Genomic DNA, 20,245 nt, shown 5'->3' on the forward strand with positions numbered 1-20,245 from the left:
CGACGACGTCCAGACCGGCTACGACATCTGGCCGGGCTACGGCGCGCACGACCCCGCCGCCGCCGACCCCCGCGAGGGCTGACGGCCCGGCCGGGCTTCCGCTCCTACTTGGCCGGGCGGCTCCACAGGACGGGCTGCCCGCCGTCGTCGTCCGCGGTGCCGCCGACGCCGAGCAGCGTCCCGCCCGCCGCCGCCAGCCCGGTGATCTCCTGGTCGCCGGGGCCCGCCAGCCCCTTGCCGGACGGGGTCGAGACCGTCCAGGACGCGCCGTCCGCGGACTTCCACGCCACCACGTCGGCCGAGCCCGCGTCGCCCGTCGTGCCCGCCGCGGAGAACCCGGCGCCGGTCGCGGCCAGCGCGGTGACCCGCACGGCCTTCGCGCCGGCCGGCGACGGCAACTGCACCGCCTTCCAGGTGCGGCCGCCGTCGGCGGACACGTAGCCGAGCGCGACCGTGCCGGACGGCGTCCGCCCCTCACCGGCCGCCACGATCGTGTTGCCCTGCGCGCTGACCCGCGTCAGCGACCCGTCCGTCGTGCCGGACGGCAGCGGAAGCTGCTTCAGCGTCCACTGCTTGCCGTCCTGCGAGGTCCACACGGCCGGCCGGTCGGCGGTGGCGGCCTTGGCGGCGGGGTCGCGCAGCCCGCCCGCGGCCGCGAACCCGAACCCGCCCGCGGCGACCGAGCGCAGCCAGCGGTCGGAGTTCGGCAGCGCGTTCAGCCCGCTGTTCCCGACGCCCCTGCCGCGCTCCCACGTCTTCAGGTCGGCGGAGAACCAGGTGGCGGCGGACGCGCCGTCGTCGCCGACGATCACGTAGCCGGCCGGTCCCGCCGCGGTGGCGTAGGTCGCGAGCTGGCTCCGGCCGGGACGGAACGCCTCCGCGCCGTCCGCGGCCTGCCAGCCCGAGCCGTCGGACGAGGTCACGACGAGCGGCCGGTGCGGCGCGGCCCGGTCGAACCCGACCGCCAGCCACCCCTGCCTGCCCGCGGCGACGCTGAGCAGCCGCTGCCCGCCGGGGCGGGAGAACGCGGCGCCGGCGCCCTGCGCGCGCGTCCACGTCTTCCCGTCGCCGGAGACCCACGCGGCCGCATCGCCGCCCGTGCTGCCCACCGCGACGGTCTTGCCCCCGTCGGAGCCGAGCGCGGTGACGGTGTGGTCGCGGCGCACCGCGCCCGGCACCTTCGCCAGGTCGACCGGGACCTCGGCCCCCTTGGCGTCGAGCACGGTGAGCATGGCGTTCTGGTCGCCGCCGCCGTTCTGGAAGCCGACGACGACGCTCTGCCCGGCGGCCGACGCCGACGACCGCACCGTGCGGCCGGGCTGGGCCGGGACGGAGCCCGCGTCCTGCCAGGTGTTGCCGTCCGCGCTGCGCGACACCAGGAGGTCGCGGCCCCGCACGACGATCGCCGCGAACCCGTTCGCGTCGCCGAGCACGGTCGAGACGCTCCGGTAGCCGGACGCCTTGAGCTGCCCCGCCTTCGTCCAGGTCTTGCCGTCCTTGGACGTGAACGCCTGCCCGTAGGGGCCCTTGACCTCGCGGATGGCGAGGAAGCCGGTGGGGCCGCCGCCGACCATCAGGCCGTGCGTGCCCTTCGGCGTGGGCACCTCGGTGGTGTCCCAGGTGCTCCCGCCGTCCTCCGAGCGGAACGTGCGGCGGAACCGGGCGGGCTTCTTCGGGTCCGGCGCGTGGATCGCCTCGACGACCACCGCGTTCCCCGACGCCGCCGCCGTGACCAGCGTGAGCTGCCCGTTCCGCACCGGCAGGCCGAGCTGGCCGCCGCTCTTGATGGCCCAGCTCGCGCCGTCGCCGGACGTCCAGACGGCGGGCTCGGCGTCGCTGAAGTCGCCCTTCTTGGACGAGGAGCCGATCGCCATGAACCCGTCGCCGGTGCCGATGACCTGCTTCACCCTCGTGTGCCCGCCGAACGGCAGCGCGGCCTGGTCGGGCTGCCGCGTCCAGCTCTTGCCGTCCTGGCTCGTCCACAGCACGGGGCCGGCCGTGCCGGCGCCGATCGCGACCCAGCCGTGCCCGCCGCCGCCGACCAGCCGGGGCGTGTCGTCCGGGGTGCCGCCGGTGCCCTTGACCTCGGCGGACGTGAAGGTCCTGCCTCCGTCGGAGGAGACGAGGAACTCGGGGCGCGAGCCGTCCACGCCGGACTCCGCGCCGACGGCCACCACGGTCGAGCCGGCCGCCGCGACGTCGGTCAGCCGCTGGTCGAGCCCGTCGTGGTCGCCCTGCCCGGCCGCGAACAGCGACCCGGCGAGCCGGACGCCCGCGGCGGTGCCGCCGTCGTCGTCACCGCCGCTCTGGGAGACGAAGTAGTAGCCGCCGCCCGCGAGGACGGCGACGGCCGCCAGCCCGGCGACGCCGATGAGGATCGGCTTCTTGGACCGCTTCGCGCCCTTCTTCTTCGCCGGCTCGGTGCGCCACGGCTCCTCGATCGTCGGGGGCGCGGGCGTGACGGGCGGGCCGGGCGGTGCCGCCTGCGGGCCGGGGAGCTGCTGCGAGGGGACGCCCGGGATCTCCTGGGCGTAGGGGAACGGCTCGGGCCCGCCGAGCACGGGCTTGTTGTCCGGGATCTCCTGCGCCCAGGGGAACGGTTCGTGCGCGGGCTGCGCGGGGCCGGGCTGCCCGGGGCCGGGGAACGGCGGGGTGGGCTGCGGCGGGGCGGGCTGCGGCGTGGGCGGCAGCGCGGCCTGCGGGTTGCCGGGGATCTCCTGCGCCCACGGGAACGGCTCGGGCGCCGCCGGGGGCGGGGTGGGCACGTCCTGGGCGTGGGGGAACGGCGCGGGCGGCTGCGGGGCCGGCGGTTGCGGCGCCGGCGGCTGCGGCGCGGGCGGTTGCGGGGCCGGCGGCTGCCGGGAGGCGGCGGGCCGTTCCACGCGGGTGACGTCCGCATCGTCATCCTCGTCGTCACCGCGGCCCGTGTTCCCGAGCCAGGCGGAGGCGTCCAGGATGGTCTGGTCGCCGACCGGTCCACCGGGGGCCGGTCCACCGGGGGCCGGGCCGGCGGGCGCGGCACCCGGCGCGCCGGGGAACGGCGGAGGAACGGCGGGCTCACCGCCGCCGCCCTCGCCCTGGTTCCCGCTCGAGAACACCTGCGTGCGCATCATCCCGCTGATGTCGATGTCGCTGATCGTCCGGTCGGACTCGTCGTCCTCCGGCTCGGGCAGCGGCTCCCCGAACGGCGGCGGCTGCTCCGCCGGCTCGGGCAGCAGCGGCGTGGCGCCGGACGGGCCCTGCCCGGCCAGCCACTGGGGAGGCGGCGGCGCCTGCCCGGGCCGCCCGGCGTCGGGACGCTCGACCTCTCCCTGCCCGGGCCCGTGGTCGCCGTCCTGCTTTCCGGTCGAAGTCACGCCCGCACTCCCAGCCTGAGGTCACGTACACGTCGCCCGCGTGTCCGATGTCGTGAGCGATGATAATGGGCATTCGCCCCGGCCGCGTCGCGGAACCTGCCGCCGTCACCCGGCCTTCAGCCGGCCGTTCATCCACTGCATGATCTCGGGCGTCAGGCGGGTGAACGTGCCGAAGTTGTGGCCGCCGTCGTCGGGGAACAGCGTGTCCACCCGCAGCGGCGGCTTCGCCGCCTGGATGAACTGCTGCGCCTGCCGGTAGCCCTTCTCGACCTTGCTGGAGGCCAGCAGGACCGACGTCGGCGGGGACGGCAGGTGCCGCACCCGCCAGAGCAGGTCGTTGTCGTTGCGGACCTTCGCGCTGCCGCCGTACAGCTCGCCGGTCGTCGGGTCCTTGATCGCGTGCAGGTAGCCGCCGAGGGACGCGCCCGCCGCGAACCGGTCGGAGTGCAGCATGGCCAGCTTCACCGCGCAGTAGCCGCCCGTCGACTGGCCCATCACCCCCCAGCCCTGCTCGTCGGCCGCCAGCCGGTAGGTCGCGCTCAGCGCCTTCGGGACGTCCTGCGCGAAGAACGCGAGGGACTGCGGCCCACTCGGCACGTCGGTGCACTCGGTGTCGCGCGGCGGGGCGACCATCGTCCGGGTGATGACGTAGACGGTCGGCTGGATCGTTCCGTTGCGCATGTCCTTGGCGGCGAGCTTCACCATCGCCTGCCGCTCGATGATGCCGCGCGGGTCGCCCGGGTAGCCGGCGAGGACGAGCGCCACCGGGAACCGGCGGGTCTTGAACTGCGGCTGGAAGTACTGCGGCGGCAGGTACACGAACGCCTGCACCTGCAGGCCCGTCCGCGCGCCGCGGATCGTCGTCTGCTCCAGCCGCCCGTCCCGCTCCGGGTCGTGCAGGCCCTGCTTCACCGACAGCGGCGAGACGGTCCGCGCGAGCGGGCCGCTCGCCAGGGCGCCCTGGCCCGCCTTGGCGCCGTGCACCGCGACGGGCCCGTCCAGCCGGCCGAGCAGGTCGCTCCAGCTGTTGTAGAAGACGAAGTAGGCGTTCATCCCGGTGACGAGGGCGAGCGTGATGAAGAGCTGGCAGCCGACCAGCAGCCCGCCGCGGGCGGCCTGCGCGCCGGGCCCGCGGCCGGTGATCTTCGGCAGCGCCCACAGCGTGCCGGCCAGCGCCGCCACGGCGAGCAGGCAGACGAGGACCACGAAGGCCGTGCCGGTCAGCTGCATGGGTCGTGCTCCCCCCTCGCCGGGCCGCCGGGCCCGGCCGAACCGGTCCGGCTCACTGGGCCCGCCCCGCGGACGCGCAGCTCTCCCCCGAGCACCGGACGAGGGCGTTCAGCTGCTCCGACAGCTGCCGCCGCCGCTCCTCGGGCAGCCGCTTCGCGGCGTTGTCCAGCTCGTTCGGGTCGCGTGCCAGGTCGTAGTACTCGCGCTCGCCGTCGGCGTACTCGACGTAGAGCGCGTCGTTCGTGCGGATCGCGTTGTAGGTCGTCGGCGCGCCGGGCGCGGAGTCCTGCAGGTCCGGGTCGTCGCGCGACGGCGCGGGCTTGACGTGCTCGATCAGCGCCGCCTGCCGCCAGCCGCCGGGCGTCTCGCCGCGCAGGAACGGCACCAGCGACCGGCCGTCGGCGCCCGCCGGCGCGGGCAGCCCGGCGAGCCCGAGGAAGGTGGGGGCGAGGTCGGTGTTCTGCGCGAACGCGCCGACATGGCGTCCCGCGCCGACGCCGGGCCCGGTGACGATGTACGGGACGTGGATGTCGACGTCGAACGCGGTCATCTTGCCGCCGGCGAGCCGGTGCTCGCCCATGTGGAAGCCGTTGTCGGAGCCGAAGACCACGTAGGTGTCGCGGTCGATGCCGAGCGTCGCCAGCTCGCCGCGGATGCGGCCGATCATGTCGTCGACGGACTGCACCATCCGGACCCGGTCGCGGAACCCCTCGTCGATCCGGGCGATCGCGCGCTTGCCGAGCTTGGGGTGCTTGCGCAGCCAGGACGGCTTGTCGCGGACGTCCTTCTCGTTGAACGCCGGCGACCGGGGCGCCTTCAGGCCGGTGAACTTGTCGGCGTACCGGGGCGCGGACACGAACGGGCCGTGCGGCGCGAACGTGGAGATCTCCATGAAGAACGGCTTGGCCGAGCCGCCGGCGCGCTGCACGAAGTCGGTGCCCTTGTCCGCCAGGACGTCGGTCAGGTAGTCCTGCGGCCGGTGGCCGTAGTTGATGAGGCGGCCGTTCTCGTTCAGGTTGTAGTCGTACTCGGGGTAGCCGTTGCCCGCGACGTACCACTCGCTCCAGCCGGGCGGCACGAACGGGCGGGGGCCGCCCTGCTTGTCGCCGGGGAGGTAGCCGTTCATGTACTTGCCGAGGAACGCGGTCCGGTACCCGGCGTTCTGCAGGGCGGGCCCGAACGAGTTCTGCTCGCCGCCGTTCTGCTGGAAGACCTTGTAGCCGCCGAGCGGCGGGAAGTTGGTGCGGACCTTGGTGTTGTGCGGGTAGCGCCCGGTGAAGATGGTCGCCCGGGACGTGCAGCACAGCGAGTCCGCCATGAAGAACTTGTCGAACGTCAGGCCGTCCCGCTGCATCTTCTGCACCTGCGGCATGTGCGCGATGAGGTTCCACGACAGGTCGTCGGTGAGCACGAAGATGATGTTCGGCTTCTTGGCGGGCTGGGTGGCGGCGACGCGGTGCCGCCCGCCGCTCCCGCCGGAGCAGGCCGCGAGGGCGGCGGCGAGGACGGCGGTGAGCAGGAGCGCGAGGGCCGCCCGGCCGCGGGCCGGGCGGGCACGGGGACGGCGGGTGCGGAGGGTCGCCGAAGGCGGCTCGCACCGCTGTTCCCGGATCAACGTCCGCCTCTCCTCGATCAACAACCCCGCCAGCAGGGTACCCAGCCTTACGTGTGATTCGGGTGGTTGCCTGGTGGTTCGCCAGAGTTGGTGATTGTTGGCATCATGCGGGTGGGCGAAGGGGAGGTCAGGTGAGGCTGCGAACGGTCCGCCCCGTGCCCCGCGCGGTCGCGAGCCCCGTGGCCCGCGCGGTCGCGAGCGCGGCGGCCGCCGTCCTGGCCCTCGCCCTGCTGCTCTGCACCGGGTGCGCCGCCGGGACGTCCCGGACCGGAGCGCGCCCGTCCGGCCGGTCCGGCGCCGCCGTGCCGGCCGCCCCGCAGGGCGCGGCGACCGCCCCGGTCACGGCGCCGGGCTACTCGCCCCGCGAGCCCGTGATCGACTCCTCGTTCGCCGACCCGTCGGTGATCAAGGCGGGCGACGCGTACTACGCCTACGGCACCAACGACGCCGGCGCCAACATGCCGGTCGCGTCCGCCCCCGACATCACCGGCCCGTGGAAGCGGCGCGCCTCCGACGGCCTGGTCCGGCTGCCGTCCTGGGCCACCGGCGGCCGGACGTGGGCGCCGGAGGTGGTCCCGCCCGGCGCCGGCAACGGCGGCTACGTGCTCTACTTCACCGCGCGCCACAAGGAGAAGGACAAGCAGTGCATCGGGGTGGCGACCGCGTCGTCCCCGGCGGGCCCGTTCGTCGCCCTGGACGGCGATCCGCTGGTGTGCCCGCTCGACCTCGGCGGCGCCATCGACCCGTCCTCGTTCGTCGACCGGGACGGCACCCGCTACCTGCTCTACAAGACCGACGCCCGCAAGACCGCCGCGATCTGGCTGGTGCGGCTCAGCCCGGACGGCCTGTACCTCGCCGGCCCGCCGCGCAAGATCATGGCGCGCGGGAAGGACGACCCGGTGCTGGTCGAGTCCCCGGCGCTCGTCTTCCGGGGCGGCAAGTACGTGCTGCTCTACTCGGCCGGCTGGTACTTCGAGACGAACTACCAGACCAGGTACGCCGTGTCCGCGTCGCTGGACGGGCCCTACGAGAAGGCGAAGGAGCCGCTGCAGAGCACCGGCCGGTACGGCGACGACGTCAAGGGACCGGGCGGGGCGAGCGTCGTGACCGACGCGAGCGGCGACCACCTGGTATTCCACGGACTGCTGGACTACCGCTCCGGCAAGCACATCCGGCGCGGCATGTACGTCGCGGCACTCGCGTGGAACGGCCCGCGACCCGTCCTGCAGGGCGTCCCCACGCGCTACGAGGCCGAGCAGGGGCGGCTCAACGGCTGCGTCTCCGCGCTGCCGCGGCCGAACGCCTCGGGCGGGCGCGTCGCGGGCCCGTTCGACCGGGACGGCTGCGGCCTCGACGTCCCGGTCCTCGCGCCCGCCGCCGGGCGGTACGCGGTGAAGGTCGCGTACGCCAACCGGTCGGGGAACGAGTCCCACCTGCGGTTCTCGGTGAACGGGACCCCGGAGACGACGCTCACGCTCCGCAAGACGGAGGGGTCGGACTGGACGTCCACCGAGGTGCAGGTCGACCTGAACGCGGGCTGGAACACCCTCGGGCTGGCGCGCGGCGACGGCCAGGGCCAGATCGACTACCTGGAAGTCCGCTAGCTCTTCGCGGGCTTCGCGGGTTTCTTGGGCGCCGTCCGGTGCGGCTTCGCGGCGGGCCCGTGCGGCTTCGACGGGGACTCGTACGGGCCGGTGCGCACGTACAGCGTCAGCCTCCCGCCCTTGTACGTCCAGACGCGGGCGATCCGCCAGGGGCCGGTGGCCCGGACCATCAGCCGGCGCCGCACCACCAGGGGCCCCGGGCGCTTGCCGAGCGACCGGCTGCCCATCACCCACAGGCGCTGCGCCCGGCTGAGGGGGGCGCGCAGCTCGTTCGGAAACTTGTCCCGGCCCGTGATGGTGCCCGCGCGCACCGGGTCCTCGGCCATCCCGACGTCGTCGAGCCGGCCGAACGCGCCCGGGTAGGCGGCGGCGTCCCAGCGCACGACGGCGCCGAGGTAGAGGATCGCGTCCCCCCGGTGCGCCTCGCGGCGGACGACGTCGGCGGGCGTGCGCAGGTCGTCCAGCTTCGCGTCCTGCCGCCGGGCGGCCAGATGGGTGGGCACCGACGCCGCGACCAGCGCGACCGCCACCGCCGCCGCGAGCAGGGCGCCCGCGGGAGGACGGCCGGCGCCCGCGAGCAGCGCGAGGCCCGCGCCGGTGAGCAGGGACAGCGCGGGCAGGCAGAACAGCACGTACCGGTCGATGAACATGGGGTCGGCCACCAGCGACACGGCGATCAGCACCGCCGGAGGCAGCAGCAGCCACGGCACCGCGACGGCGATGAGGGACGCGCCGGAGTCCTTGCCGCGCGCCCGGAAGCCCGCGACGGCGCCGGCCACCGCCAGTGCCAGGATCGGCACGACCAGCCATTGGTTGCCGGTCATGAACTTCAGGAGCCGCCACACGGTGATCAGCTTCGGCTTCGGCAGCCAGTTGACCTGGTCGGACTGGCTCTGCGCGGCCAGCACGAACGGGATCAGGGCGGCGCCGGCGAGGCCGCCGCAGACCGGCCACCGCAGCCACGTCCGGGGCGCCTTGCCCCGTGTCGCCAGCAGCGTGACGCCGTGCGCCGGGAGCAGCAGCAGGGCGTCGAGGTTGAGGAGGCCGAGGACCGCGACCGCGACGCCGTAGCCCGCGAACCAGCGCCACGGATGCCGCCCTCCCGGGCCGGCGCCCCGGACGAGCAGGTAGGTGGCGAGCACCGCCACCGCCGTCACCATGGCGTACGAGCGGGCCTCGATCGCGTACTTGGAGGCGGCGACGGAGACCGCGTAGGCGAGCCCGGCGAACAGCCCCGCGAGCGGGCCCGCGCAGCGCCGCCCGATCAGCACGGTCCCGGCGGCGGCGGCCGCGGTGGCCAGCGCGCTCGGCAACCGCAGCGCCACCTCGCCGTCGCCGAAGACCAGCACCCACGGCCGCATGATCAGGTAGTAGAGGGCGTGGACGAGGTCGAGATGGTGGAAGACGCGCAGCATCTGCCCGGCGGGCCGGCCGGTCACGCTGACCGTGGCCGCCTCGTCCAGCCAGAACGCCGGGCCGCCGATCCCCGCGACGGTGACGGCCAGCGCCGCGACCGCCGCGGCCAGCGGCGCCGCCGGCCCGGCGAGCCACCGCGCGCGCCGGTGGGCCTCGTCCCGGGTGGGACTATCGAGGGCGAGGCGCGTCATCGGGAAGTACCTCCAGGCCGGCCTCGCGCAGCAGGTCGGCGGTCGGTCTCGGACGGCTGAGCAGCCCTTCGCGGACGCCGCGCGCCAGGGCGCGGCGCAGCACGGCGCGGTCCCGGGATCCGGCGAAGGTGCGGGCCCAGCGCCGCAGCGTCGACCCGGCGTACAGCACCCGCTCCGCCGGGGCGAGCCCGCGGCTGCCGGCGAACAGCCAGATCTTGTTGCGGACCTCGAAGTAGAAGCGGTCGCCCGGATCGGCGTCGGTCGACCCGAACGTCCTGGTCTTGTGCACCACGACGCTGTCGCGGCAGACCAGCCCGCGGCGGCCGCGCAGCAGCCGCATGGTGAACTCGAAGTCGTCGTTCCACAGGAAGTAGTCGGCGATCGGCAGCCCGCGCTCGCGGACCCGCGCCGCGTCCACCAGGATCGACACGAACGAGGCGGAGCGGACGGGATAGCCGTTCACCGCCTCGGCCCGCGCGCGCTCCGCGGCGGACGCCCGGGGCTTCTGCCGCGGGGTGTTCATCGGGTGGTCGCGGCCGTCCGTCCACACGACCCGGCTGCCGACCAGCACCGGCGCCTCCGCGCCGTCCCCGCCGTCGCCCGCCGCCCTCAGCAGCGCGTCGAGCGCGCCCGGCTCGGGGACGGTGTCGTCGTCCATCAGCCAGAGCCAGTCGGCGCCGCCCCTGAGGGCCTGCGCGATGCCCGCCGCGAAACCGCCCGCGCCGCCGGTGTTGCGCGACAGCTCCAGCAGCTCGGCCTCCGGGAACCGGGCCCGCACCATGTCCGCGGTGCCGTCGCCGGACGCGTTGTCCACCACGACGACCCGGTCCGGCGGGCGGGTCTGCGCGCCGAGGGCGGCGAGCGCCTCGGCCAGCAGCGAGATCCGGTTGTAGGTGACGACCACCGCCGCGACGACCGGGCTCATCGGCCCATGCCCGCCCGGCGGACGGCCCGGCGCAGCGCCGGCGCGGGCTGGGCGGACGCGACCTCCAGCAGCCTGCCGAGGCCCTCCTGCACCCCGGTGAGGTCGGCGCGCAGCTGCGCGAGCCCGACCCGCTCCCGCGCCTGCGAGAGCCGCTCCAGCAGGTGCACGATCACGTTCGTCGCCGCCTCGGCGACCTCGGACTCGGGCAGGTCGCGGGGCTGCAGCGCGGTCGCGGGACCGCGGGCGGAGGTCAGCTCGTCCAGGTCGCCGTGCACCCGGTACCCGGCGACGCGCAGCGCGGCGACGATCTGGCGGGTGCGCTGCGCCGCCCAGGCGGCGTGCTCGGGCGGCAGGCCCATCGGCGCCCGCCCGCCCGGCCCGGCTGCCGCGGCGAAGGCGCCGCCGGTGAGGTGGGCGCCGACGATCCGCTCGTAGTCGCCGCCGAGCGCCGGGGCGAGCCGGACGTTGAGCCGGCGCAGCAGCTCGGCCTCCAGTACCGACAGCGGCTCGCCCTCCGGGACGCCGGCCGTCTCGCACGCGTCCGGCTCGATGCCGGAGACCTCGCAGAACCGGGTCCACAGCAGCCCGGGCCGCTCGCCCGGCGCCGGGAGGGTGACGACGTGGATCCGCTCGCGGGGGACCGCCGCCTCCCACGTCCGCAGCACCCGGACGGGGTCGTGCAGCCCCCAGAACATCTCGCCGAACGGCTCGGGCGCGTCGATGCCGTGCTCGATGAGGTCGCCGACGAACTGCCCGAACGGGATGGTGTGGGTGTGCCGGATCTGCTCCTGCCAGTCGAGGACGAGCTGGGTGCCGAGGTCGCGGGTGACGAACACGACGTGCACGTCCGCGTCGCCGAACGACTCGACGGCCCGCTTCGCCTGCTCCTCGGTGGCGCCGCCCAGCAGCTCCTGCGACAGGACGACGCGGTCCCCGTGCCATTCGCGGGCGCGCTTGGCGACGCGGTTCCACGCCCCGTCCCAGGCGGGGTCGCGGTGCCCGCCCCAGGTCATCTCGCGCAGGTCCATCACGGCGCCGAAGTGCTCCAGCGGCCCGGTGACGGGGTAGCGGACGCCGGCCGCGCCGAGGCGCCGCTGGTTCTCCCAGAGCACGCGCTGCAGGAACGCCCCGCCCGCCGTCGGCGCGCCGACGTGGAGGTAGACGGCCTTGCCGGTCTCCGGTGGGGTCATGTGTCGGTCACCTCGGGGTCGTCTCTGCGGCGCCGGTCCCCCCGGCGGCCTGCCTGCGTTCCTCTTGCACCTGCCAGTACGCCTCGCGGAAGCGGGCGACCACGGCGTGGCGCTCGCTCAGGGTCCGGACGGCGCGCTTCACCACCGGGACCGTTCCGTCCTTGAGGGCGTCGACGCGCTCGCGCAGCGCGCGGGCGTCGGCGACGAGCAGGTCGAGCAGCTCGGGCGTGCCGAGCCCGGCGTCGGGGAGCCGCGCGATCTCCGCCTCGCACTCGTCGATCCGGCGCAGCACCGCCGCGACGGCGTCGCCGCTCGCGTCGGTGATGTCCGCCCAGCAGGGGTCGTCGGGGTGCCGGCGGCCGTCCGCGGGGGCGGGCGCCGGCACCAGCTCGTCCAGGTCGCCGATCAGGTCGTAGCCGGTGCCGGACAGCGCCTCGACCATCCGCTCGGCGCGTTCCACGGCCCACGCGTGGTCCTCGGCGGGCAGCGGGATGCGGATGGTGTTCTCCCGCCTGGTCAGCACGGACTGCGCGAGGTGGTGCTTCATCTCCTCGTTGTAGAAGTGCCAGTCGGCGCTCTCGCGGTCGAGGGCCCGGTTCAGGCGGAGCAGCAGCTGCGTCTCCGGCAGCCCGAGCGACGGGTTGGCGAACCCGGCGTTCGGGTCGCAGGTGTCCGGCGGAAGGCCGAGCGCCTGGCAGAACCGCCGCCACAGCAGGTCGCGGGGGGCGCCGGGGCGCGGGAGCGTCACCACGTGGACGTGCTCGGGCGGCAGGTGCTCGCCCCAGCGGGCGAGGATCTCGACCGGGTCCTGGAGCCCCCAGAACAGCCGGGCGACCTTGGACGCCCGCCAGTCCGGGCGCCGCAGCGCCGCCATGAACTGGGCGAACGTGGTGGTCCAGCGGTTCTTGACGTCCTCCTGCCAGTGCGCGGGGATCTGCCGGGCGAGGTCGCGGACGGTGAAGACGACGTGCACCTCGGCGAAGTCGAGGTCGGCGAGGGCGCGCTTCACGTGCGCGCGGAACGCGGGCGCGAACAGCTCCTGCGAGATGATCGTGGTGCCGCTCCAGCCGCGGGCCTCCTCGACCAGCCGGGTCCAGGCGCCGTCGATGAGCGGGTCGGACGCGGTGCCGAAGAACGCCTGCCGGAGGTCGAACGCGGCGCGGACGTGCTCGGCCTCGTCGTAGCCCGGGTAGAGGAAGCCGGCCTCGCGCAGGCGTTCGCGGTTGTGCCACAGAATGTTCTGCAGGTACGTGGTCCCGCTCTTGGCCGCTCCCACGTGGAGGTACACCACGGGACGCGGCGAGCGCGCGGGCGCGCCCGGTGAAGGTGCCGCCACCGCATTCCTTGAGTACTTGTACGTCCGCCGATGGAACAGCGGGTATCTTAGCCGTGCATCTGCACCATTGGCGCAGTTTGTCCTCAGGGCTTCCGGCCCCATCCCTGCCCGTCCCCCCGCATGGAGATGGACGTCCTCCAGTGAACGTTGATCTTGTCGTTGTCGGCACGGGGTTCTTCGGGCTCACCGTGGCCGAACGCTGCGCGACCGAGCTCGGACTGCGCGTGCTCGTCCTGGACCGCCGCGACCACATCGGCGGCAACGCCTACAGCGAGCCCGAGCCGGAGACCGGCATCGAGATCCACCGCTACGGCGCGCACCTCTTCCACACCTCCAACGAGCGGGTGTGGGACTACGTCAACCGGTTCACGAAGTTCACCGGCTACCAGCACCGCGTCTACTCGACCTTCAAGGGCCGCGTCTACCCGATGCCGATCAACCTCGGCACGGTCTGCGAGTACTTCGGCCGCGTCATGTCCCCGGACGAGGCGCGCGAGCTGATCGCCGGGCAGGCGGGGCTCCCCGGCGGCGCCGAGCCCCGCAACCTGGAGGAGAAGGCGATCTCGCTGATCGGGCGCCCGCTCTACGAGGCGTTCGTGCGCGGCTACACGGCGAAGCAGTGGCAGACCGACCCCCGCGACCTGCCCGCCGAGATCATCACGCGGCTGCCCGTGCGGTACACGTTCGACAACCGGTACTTCAACGACACATACGAGGGCCTGCCCGTCGACGGGTACACCGCCTGGCTGGAGCGGATGGCCGACCACCCGAACATCGAGGTGCGGCTGAACACCGACTTCTTCGACATGCGCGGCGACGTCGCGGGGCGCGTCCCGGTCGTCTACACCGGCCCGCTCGACCGCTACTTCGACTTCGCCGAGGGCGAGCTCGGCTGGCGCACGCTGGACTTCGAGACCGAGGTCCGGCCGACCGGCGACTTCCAGGGCACCCCCGTCATGAACTACGCCGACGAGGACATCCCCTACACCCGCATCCACGAGTTCCGCCACTTCCACCCCGAGCGCGACTGGTACCCGCGCGACAAGACGGTGATCATGCGGGAGTACTCGCGGTTCGCGGCCCGCGGCGACGAGCCGTACTACCCCATCAACACCCCCGAGGACCGGGCCCGGCTGCTGCGCTACCGGGAGCTGGCCCGGGGCGAGGACGGCGTCGTGTTCGGCGGCCGCCTCGGCACCTACAAGTACCTCGACATGCACATGGCGATCGCCAGTGCGCTCAGCATGGTCGACAACCGGCTGCGGCCCCACTTCACCGAGGGCGCCCGCCTGGTCAGCGGAGGAGCGGACGAGTGACAGCACGATTCGACGGCGGCGAGGCGCCGCTGCGCACCCTGCAGCGCGTCGTCCTGCCGGTCGGCCGCGACCTGGACGTCCTCGCCCTGTACGTGGAGGGGCAGATCGTCCGGGGCGCGGAGGCCCTCGCCGAGGAGACCGCGGTCGAGGCCGGCATCGGCGACCGCCCCGCCGCCGAGGGCGCCGCCGGGCGCGCCGACAGCGTGGGCCGCCGCGCGGTCGTCGTCCCGGTCGGGCAGCGGGTGTCGTTCGCGACGTACTTCAACGCCTTCCCCGCCGGGTACTGGCGCCGCTGGACGCACGTGGACGACGCCGTCCTGCGGGTCCGGCTGCGCGGCGACGCCACCGTCATCGTCTACCGGTCCAGCGCCAAGGGCCACGTGCACCGCGTCGCGTCCGTCCGGGTGGACTGCGAGTCGGCGGAGGAGCGCACGTTCGACCTGCCGCTCCAGCCGTTCGTGGACGGCGGCTGGTACTGGTTCGACGTGCTCGCCGGCGAGCGCACGGCGGTGCTGGAGCGCGCCGAGTGGTGCGCGGCGGCGCCCGAGGTGACCCGGCAGGGCACCGTCAGCATCGGCATCACCACCTACAACCGGCCCGCGTTCTGCGTGGAGCAGCTCCTCGCGCTCGGCGAGGCCCCGGAGGTGCTGGACGTCGTCGACGAGATCTTCGTCGTCGACCAGGGCACCGATCGGATCGAGGACCACCCCGACTTCGCCGCGGCCGCCGACGGGCTCGGCGGCCGGCTGCGCGTCATCGACCAGGGCAACCTCGGCGGCTCCGGCGGGTTCTCGCGGGCGATGGACGAGACGGTCCGCGCCGGCCGCAGCGACTACGTCCTGCTGCTGGACGACGACGTGGTGACCGAGACCGAGGGCGTGCTGCGCGCGGTCGCGTTCGCCGACCACGCCAAGACGCCGACGATCGTCGGCGGGCACATGTTCAACCTCTACGTCCGCGGGCAGCTGCACGCCTTCGGCGAGACGATCGAGCGGTACCGCTGGTGGTGGGGCCCCGCCGCGCACACCTGGCGCGAGCACGACTTCGCGGAGGAGGGCAACACGCTGCGCGAGACGCCGTGGCTGCACCGCCGCGTCGACGCCGACTACAACGGCTGGTGGATGTGCCTGATCCCGGTCGAGGTGATCGGCAAGATCGGGCTCTCGATGCCGATGTTCATCAAGTGGGACGACGCCGAGTACGGGGTGCGGGCGCAGGCCGCGGGCTTCCCGACGGTGTCGCTGCCCGGGGTCGCGGCCTGGCACGTCCCGTGGCAGGACAAGGACGACGGCGTCGACTGGCAGGCGTACTACCACTGGCGCAACCGGCTGGTCACCGCGCTGCTGCACTCCCCGTACGAGCACGGCGGCAACCTGCTGAAGGAGAGCTTCATCATCTCGGTGAAGCACGCGCTGGCCATGCAGTACTCCACCGCCGAGCTAATGATCATGGCGCTGGAGGACGTGCTGAAGGGCCCGGCGCACATGCACGCCGGGATGGTCACCAAGATCTCCGAGGTGCGGGCGGTGCGCGCCGGGTTCACCGACGCGCAGGCCCGCGGCAGCGTCGAGGACTTCCCGACGGTGCGGCGCAGCAAGCCGCCCAAGCGCGGCCGCAACCCCGCCCCGCCCAAGGGCCGCACCAAGGTGATCAAGACCGCGCTGAGCAGCGCGATCAAGCACCTCGGCCCGGTGGACGAGGAGGCGCTGCGCAACCCGCAGGCCGCCGTGCCGCACATCGACCAGCACTGGGGCATGCTGTCGAAGTTCGACAGCGCGCTGGTGTCGTCGGCGGACGGCACGAAGGTCCACTGGTACCAGCGCGACCCGAAGCGGTTCCGGTCCGTGATGCGGCGCAGCGGCCTGCTGCACGCGAAGCTGACCCGCGAGTGGGACGCGCTCGCCGAGCGCTACCGCGCCGCCGCGGACCAGCTCGCCTCGCCCGAGGCCTGGCGGGAGACGTTCGACGCCTCCGGATCGGCGCGCGGGTGAGCGCGGTCGACGCCGCCCCGCCCGCCGAACTCCCCCCGCTGGTCGCCCCCGGCACCGACGGCGGGCTGCGGCGCGCGCTGAAGGACCGCTACCTGCTCCGCCTGCTGGTGCGCCGCGAGCTGAAGGCCCGCTACAAGGGGTCGCTGCTCGGGCTCGGCTGGTCCTACGTCCGGCCGGCGGTGCACTTCTCGGTGTACTTCTTCGTCGTCGGGGTCTTCCTCGGCATGAGCAAGCGGGTCCACCACTTCCCGGTCTACCTGTTCTCGGGGATGGTGCTGATCAACCTGTTCACCGAGACGCTGCACTCGTGCACCCGCTCGATCACCGGCAACGCGCCGCTGATCAAGAAGGTGTTCCTGCCGCGCGAGCTGTTCCCGATGGCGTCGCTGCTGGTGTCGCTGGTGCACTTCCTGCCCGGCTTCGCCATCATGCTGGCCGGGGCGCTGTCCTACGGGTGGCGGCCGGACCCGGCCGGGCTCGCCGCCGCCGTCCTCGCCTTCGCGATCGTTGTGGTCCTCGGGCTCGGGCTAGGGCTGCTGTGCGCGGGCGTCAACGTGTTCTTCCGCGACCTCGAGCAGGTCGTCGACATCCTGATGATCGTCATCACCTGGTCGGTGCCGATGATCTATCCGTGGGTGCACGTCCGGGATCAGGCGCCCGGCTGGGTGCTCGACCTGTACCTGGCGAACCCGCTGGTGTCGGCGGTCAGCCTGTTCCAGCGGGCGTTCTGGTACCCGACGACGCCGGAGCTCTTCGAGTTCCCGCCGCAGCTGTACGGCCGGGCCGGCGTCGCGCTCGCGGCGTCGCTGGTGGTGCTGGCGGCCGGCGTCCTGGTGTTCTCCCGTGCCCAGCAGCGATTCGCGCAGGAGTTGTAGGCGATGGAGCAGCAGCGTCCCCCCGAGTCCATCGTGATCGACTCGGTGAGCAAGCGGTTCACCCTGCGGCACGCCCGCTCGATCCGGGAGATGACGATCCGGGCCGTCCGCCGCCAGGAGCTGTCGGAGAGCTTCAACGCGCTCGACGACGTCAGCCTCACCATCTACCAGGGCGAGACCGTCGCGCTGATGGGGCTGAACGGCTCGGGCAAGAGCACCCTGCTGAAGATGATCTCCGGGGTGATGCGGCCGGACCGCGGGTCGGTGCGGGTCCGCGGCCGGATCGCCGGGCTGATCGACGTCGGCGCGGGCCTGCACCCGGACCTGACCGGCCGCGAGAACGTGTACCTCAACGGCGCGATCCTCGGCATGTCCGAGGCGGAGATCAAGCGCAAGTTCGACGCGATCGTGGAGTTCTCCGGCGTCGAGCGGTTCATGGACAACCAGGTGCGGTTCTACTCGTCCGGCATGTTCATGCGGCTGGCCTTCTCGATCGCCGCGCACACCGAGCCGGACATCTTCCTCATCGACGAGGTGCTGGCCGTCGGCGACCCGCCGTTCCGGGAGAAGTGCCTGCGGCGGATCCGGGAGCTGCGGGGGGAGGGCCGCACGATGGTCATCGTCGCGCACGACATCCAGATGCTCACCCGGCTGTGCGACCGGGGCGTGACGCTGCGCAAGGGCAAGGTCGTCTTCGACGGCGACCCGGCCGAGGCGGGCCGGCTGTGGCGCGAGGACCGGCAGGCGCGCCAGGCCGCTCTGAAGAAGGCCGACGCCGTCCGCTGACCCGCCGCGACGCGCCGCGACACGCCGCATAGCGTGGCCGGGTGCGGCCAATCGCGGGGAAGTGGGGTGTCCGATGTTTGCCGCAGGTGGGCCCGTTGACCGAAATAGCGGTCCGTGTCGTACTTCTCGGCGCATGTTCGGGCGAACGTGACACGCGACCCCGGCAGGCTCTCTACTCTTGCGGTGTAGGTGAACCGATACCGCTGACGAACCGAACGGCAACCCCCAGGCGTTTCCCCCGTTCCGCGACTCCCAGGGGTCTCACGACGTGACGGACATGGCGAGCGGGTCCGCGATGGCGCGGCTCACACAGGCCGACCGCGTCTACGTGGGCTGGCGCTACGCGCAGGTGCACCCGGACCCGGGTCCGCCCCCAGTCCTGCCCGAGCCGGCCGAGCGGCCCCCCGCCGGGCCGCCCGCGCGGCGTCCCGGCGAGCACCTGACCGCGCGCCCCCTGCGGATCGCCACCGGCGGCACCTTCGCCGGCGTCGCGCTGTTCCTGGGGTGCGGCGTCGCCGGGCTGCTGCCGTGGGCGTTCGCGGGCGTCGCGCTGCTGGCATGCGCCGTCGTCCTCGCCATCACCGGCGGCGCCCTGTGGCGCGACGGGCAGGCCGTCCGGGAACGGCTCGCCGACGAGCGCGACCGCGCCGCCCGCGAGCAGGCCCGCCGCGCCCGCGAGCGGGCCGCCGCGCAGCGCGCCTACGACGAGGCCCGCCGCGAATGGGAGCGGCGGCACCGCGCCTACGAGAGCCAGCGCGAGTGGTACCCGGTCGCGGTCCCGCCCGGCGTCGACCGGGTGGACGTCGTCGGCGGGACGCTCGCCGGCTGGTCCGCCGCCGTCACCACGATGGGCGCGGCGCGGCTCGCCGTCGGCGCCCGGCTGACCGTCATCGACCTGTCCGAGGGCGCCGTCGCGCACGACCTGCTGCGCCTGGCCGCCGACCGCGGCGACGACCCGCTCGTCTGGGTGCTGCCCGCCGACCTGCCGCGCCTGGACATGTCCCGGGGGCTGAGCCAGGAGGCGCTCGCGGACGTCCTGTCGCTGGTGGTGAGCGCCGGCGAGGAGGAGGGCGGCACCCGCGACCTGTCGTTCGACAACTCGATCCTGGAGCGGCTCATCGAGGTGCTCGGCCCGGACGCGACGATCCCGCGGATCACCGCGGCGCTGCGCGTCCTCGCCCAGGTCGGCGACCCGCGCGACGACCTGCGCAAGGGGCTGCTCACCGACGAGCAGCTGGAGCGCGTCGCGACGCTGTTCGGCCGGGACGCCACCGACCGGATCGTGGTTCGCCGCGCGTGGGCGCTGGAGGCGCAGCTGCGCAAGCTGGAAAAGCTCGCGACGGAGCCGGTGGGGCTGCCGCCGTCCCGGCTGCACGTCGTGTCGATGGACCGCCGCGCCGGCGTCCTCACCAACCGGATCCTCGGCACCTACGTGACGACGGCGCTGACGCACCGCATCCGCGAGTCGCCGCCCGGGGGCCGCTGGGACCACACGCTGTTCCTGTGCGGCGCCGAGAAGCTGCGCGGCGACGTCCTGGACCGGCTCATCGACGCCTGCGAGGCGACCGGGACGGGGCTCGTCCTGATGTACCGGTCGATCCCCCGGCACGTCCGGGAGCGCCTCGGCCGCCGGGGCCACGCGGCCGTCGGGTTCATGCGGCTCGGCAACCCCGAGGACGCCCGCGTCGCCGCCGAGCACATCGGCACCGACCAGCCGCTGCTCGTCGCGGAGATCACCGACTCGGCGGGCGAGACGCTGTTCGACGTGGCGGGGGAGAGCTACGCCAGCACCGTCGCCTACGCCCGGCCGCGCGGCGACGGCCTCACCGACCCGGTCTGGTCGCCGCTGCCCGCGCCCGCCGCCGACGACTCCGTGCTGGTCGAGGGGATCAGCTCGGCGACCGCGTGGGGCCGGACGGTCACCGCCGGGGGCGCCGCGAAGCAGCGGTTCCGGGAGCTGCTCGTCGAACCGCCGCAGCTGCAGGAGCTGCCGCCGACCGCGATGGTGTTCACCCACTCCGGCACGGCGGGCCGCCGCATCATGCTGGTCGACGCCAACCCCGGCATCATCACGCTGCCGACCGCGCACTCGATGGAGTTCGAGGAGTACCTGCGCGAGCAGGAGGCCCTCGAACGCGCCGCCGCCGAGGACCCCGAGGACGCCCCCGGCGCCGCGCCGCCCGGCGCCGCGTCCGAACCCGCCCCCGCACCTGCCCCCGCACCTGCCCCCGAGCGCGCCCCCGAGCCCGCCCCTGAGCCCGCACCGAGACCCGTCCGCAGCGAGGAGCCCCCCGCGCCCCGCGCCCGCCACGCCCTCCCGCGCGGCGCCTCCCCCCGCTTCCCGCCCCTCAAGCCCAACGGCCGCCACAAGGCCGGCCCACCCGCCTGACCCCCTTCGTTGACTTGCGGCGAGT

13 protein-coding genes are annotated in these 20,245 nt (G+C 74.2%); 6 read left to right on the forward strand and 7 right to left on the reverse strand.

All coding sequences use genetic code 11. The features are described 5' to 3' along the window. Nucleotides 1-104: 104 nt before the first annotated feature. The 3 genes from F8568_RS44175 to F8568_RS44185 all read right to left on the reverse strand — a co-directional run bounded on the left by F8568_RS44175 (nt 105) and on the right by F8568_RS44185 (nt 6,201). Nucleotides 105-3,356: a sialidase family protein gene (locus F8568_RS44175; protein WP_151600127.1), complete on the reverse strand. Its 3,252-nt coding sequence runs from the start codon at nt 3,354-3,356 to the stop codon at nt 105-107. Between the two features lie 105 nt (nt 3,357-3,461). After that, nucleotides 3,462-4,586 (reverse strand): alpha/beta hydrolase, encoded by a 1,125-nt coding sequence (locus F8568_RS44180; protein WP_151600128.1) that lies wholly within the window; start codon nt 4,584-4,586, stop codon nt 3,462-3,464. Nucleotides 4,587-4,638: 52 nt separating this feature from the next. After that, complete coding sequence (locus F8568_RS44185; protein ID WP_202126083.1) at nt 4,639-6,201, reverse strand: sulfatase family protein; 1,563 nt, start codon at nt 6,199-6,201, stop codon at nt 4,639-4,641. 131 nt (nt 6,202-6,332) lie between these two features. Here F8568_RS44185 and F8568_RS44190 point away from each other — a divergent pair, with 131 nt between their 5' ends. Next, nucleotides 6,333-7,805: a family 43 glycosylhydrolase gene (locus F8568_RS44190; RefSeq protein ID WP_160573998.1), complete on the forward strand. Its 1,473-nt coding sequence runs from the start codon at nt 6,333-6,335 to the stop codon at nt 7,803-7,805. Here the strand turns inward: F8568_RS44190 and F8568_RS44195 are convergent. From F8568_RS44195 to F8568_RS44210, 4 genes are read right to left on the reverse strand one after another with little or no spacing between them, the layout of a single operon-like run. Continuing rightward, on the reverse strand, nt 7,802-9,412 hold the full coding sequence (locus F8568_RS44195; RefSeq protein WP_151600130.1) for a glycosyltransferase family 39 protein: 1,611 nt from the start codon (nt 9,410-9,412) through the stop codon (nt 7,802-7,804). The genes F8568_RS44190 and F8568_RS44195 overlap by 4 nt on opposite strands. Beyond that, on the reverse strand, nt 9,390-10,337 hold the full coding sequence (locus tag F8568_RS44200; RefSeq protein WP_151600131.1) for a glycosyltransferase: 948 nt from the start codon (nt 10,335-10,337) through the stop codon (nt 9,390-9,392). The genes F8568_RS44195 and F8568_RS44200 overlap by 23 nt, the downstream gene beginning before the upstream one ends. Continuing rightward, complete coding sequence (locus tag F8568_RS44205; protein ID WP_151600132.1) at nt 10,334-11,527, reverse strand: hypothetical protein; 1,194 nt, start codon at nt 11,525-11,527, stop codon at nt 10,334-10,336. The genes F8568_RS44200 and F8568_RS44205 overlap by 4 nt, the downstream gene beginning before the upstream one ends. Nucleotides 11,528-11,534: 7 nt before the next feature. Continuing rightward, a complete protein-coding gene (locus tag F8568_RS44210) occupies nt 11,535-12,863 on the reverse strand; it encodes a hypothetical protein (RefSeq protein ID WP_151600133.1) in 1,329 nt (442 codons plus the stop codon). Between the two features lie 140 nt (nt 12,864-13,003). On the opposite strand from F8568_RS44210, the gene glf reads away from it, so the two are divergent. The 5 genes from glf to F8568_RS44235 all read left to right on the forward strand — a co-directional run bounded on the left by glf (nt 13,004) and on the right by F8568_RS44235 (nt 20,220). Continuing rightward, nucleotides 13,004-14,179: a UDP-galactopyranose mutase gene (glf, locus tag F8568_RS44215; RefSeq protein ID WP_151600134.1), complete on the forward strand. Its 1,176-nt coding sequence runs from the start codon at nt 13,004-13,006 to the stop codon at nt 14,177-14,179. After that, on the forward strand, nt 14,176-16,170 hold the full coding sequence (locus tag F8568_RS44220; protein ID WP_328601311.1) for a glycosyltransferase: 1,995 nt from the start codon (nt 14,176-14,178) through the stop codon (nt 16,168-16,170). The genes glf and F8568_RS44220 overlap by 4 nt, the downstream gene beginning before the upstream one ends. After that, nucleotides 16,167-17,045 carry an ABC transporter permease gene (locus tag F8568_RS44225; RefSeq protein ID WP_151600135.1) on the forward strand — a complete coding sequence of 293 codons (879 nt, stop codon included), beginning with the start codon at nt 16,167-16,169 and terminating at the stop codon, nt 17,043-17,045. Before F8568_RS44220 ends, F8568_RS44225 begins: the two co-directional genes overlap by 4 nt. A gap of 3 nt (nt 17,046-17,048) precedes the next feature. Then, nucleotides 17,049-17,831 carry an ABC transporter ATP-binding protein gene (locus F8568_RS44230; protein WP_151600136.1) on the forward strand — a complete coding sequence of 261 codons (783 nt, stop codon included), beginning with the start codon at nt 17,049-17,051 and terminating at the stop codon, nt 17,829-17,831. Between the two features lie 277 nt (nt 17,832-18,108). After that, nucleotides 18,109-20,220, forward strand: a complete 2,112-nt coding sequence (locus tag F8568_RS44235) for a hypothetical protein (RefSeq protein ID WP_151600137.1) — start codon at nt 18,109-18,111, stop codon at nt 20,218-20,220. Nucleotides 20,221-20,245: the final 25 nt, after the last annotated feature.

It is taken from the genome of Actinomadura physcomitrii (assembly GCF_008923205.2).
Classification (GTDB): domain Bacteria; phylum Actinomycetota; class Actinomycetes; order Streptosporangiales; family Streptosporangiaceae; genus Spirillospora; species Spirillospora physcomitrii.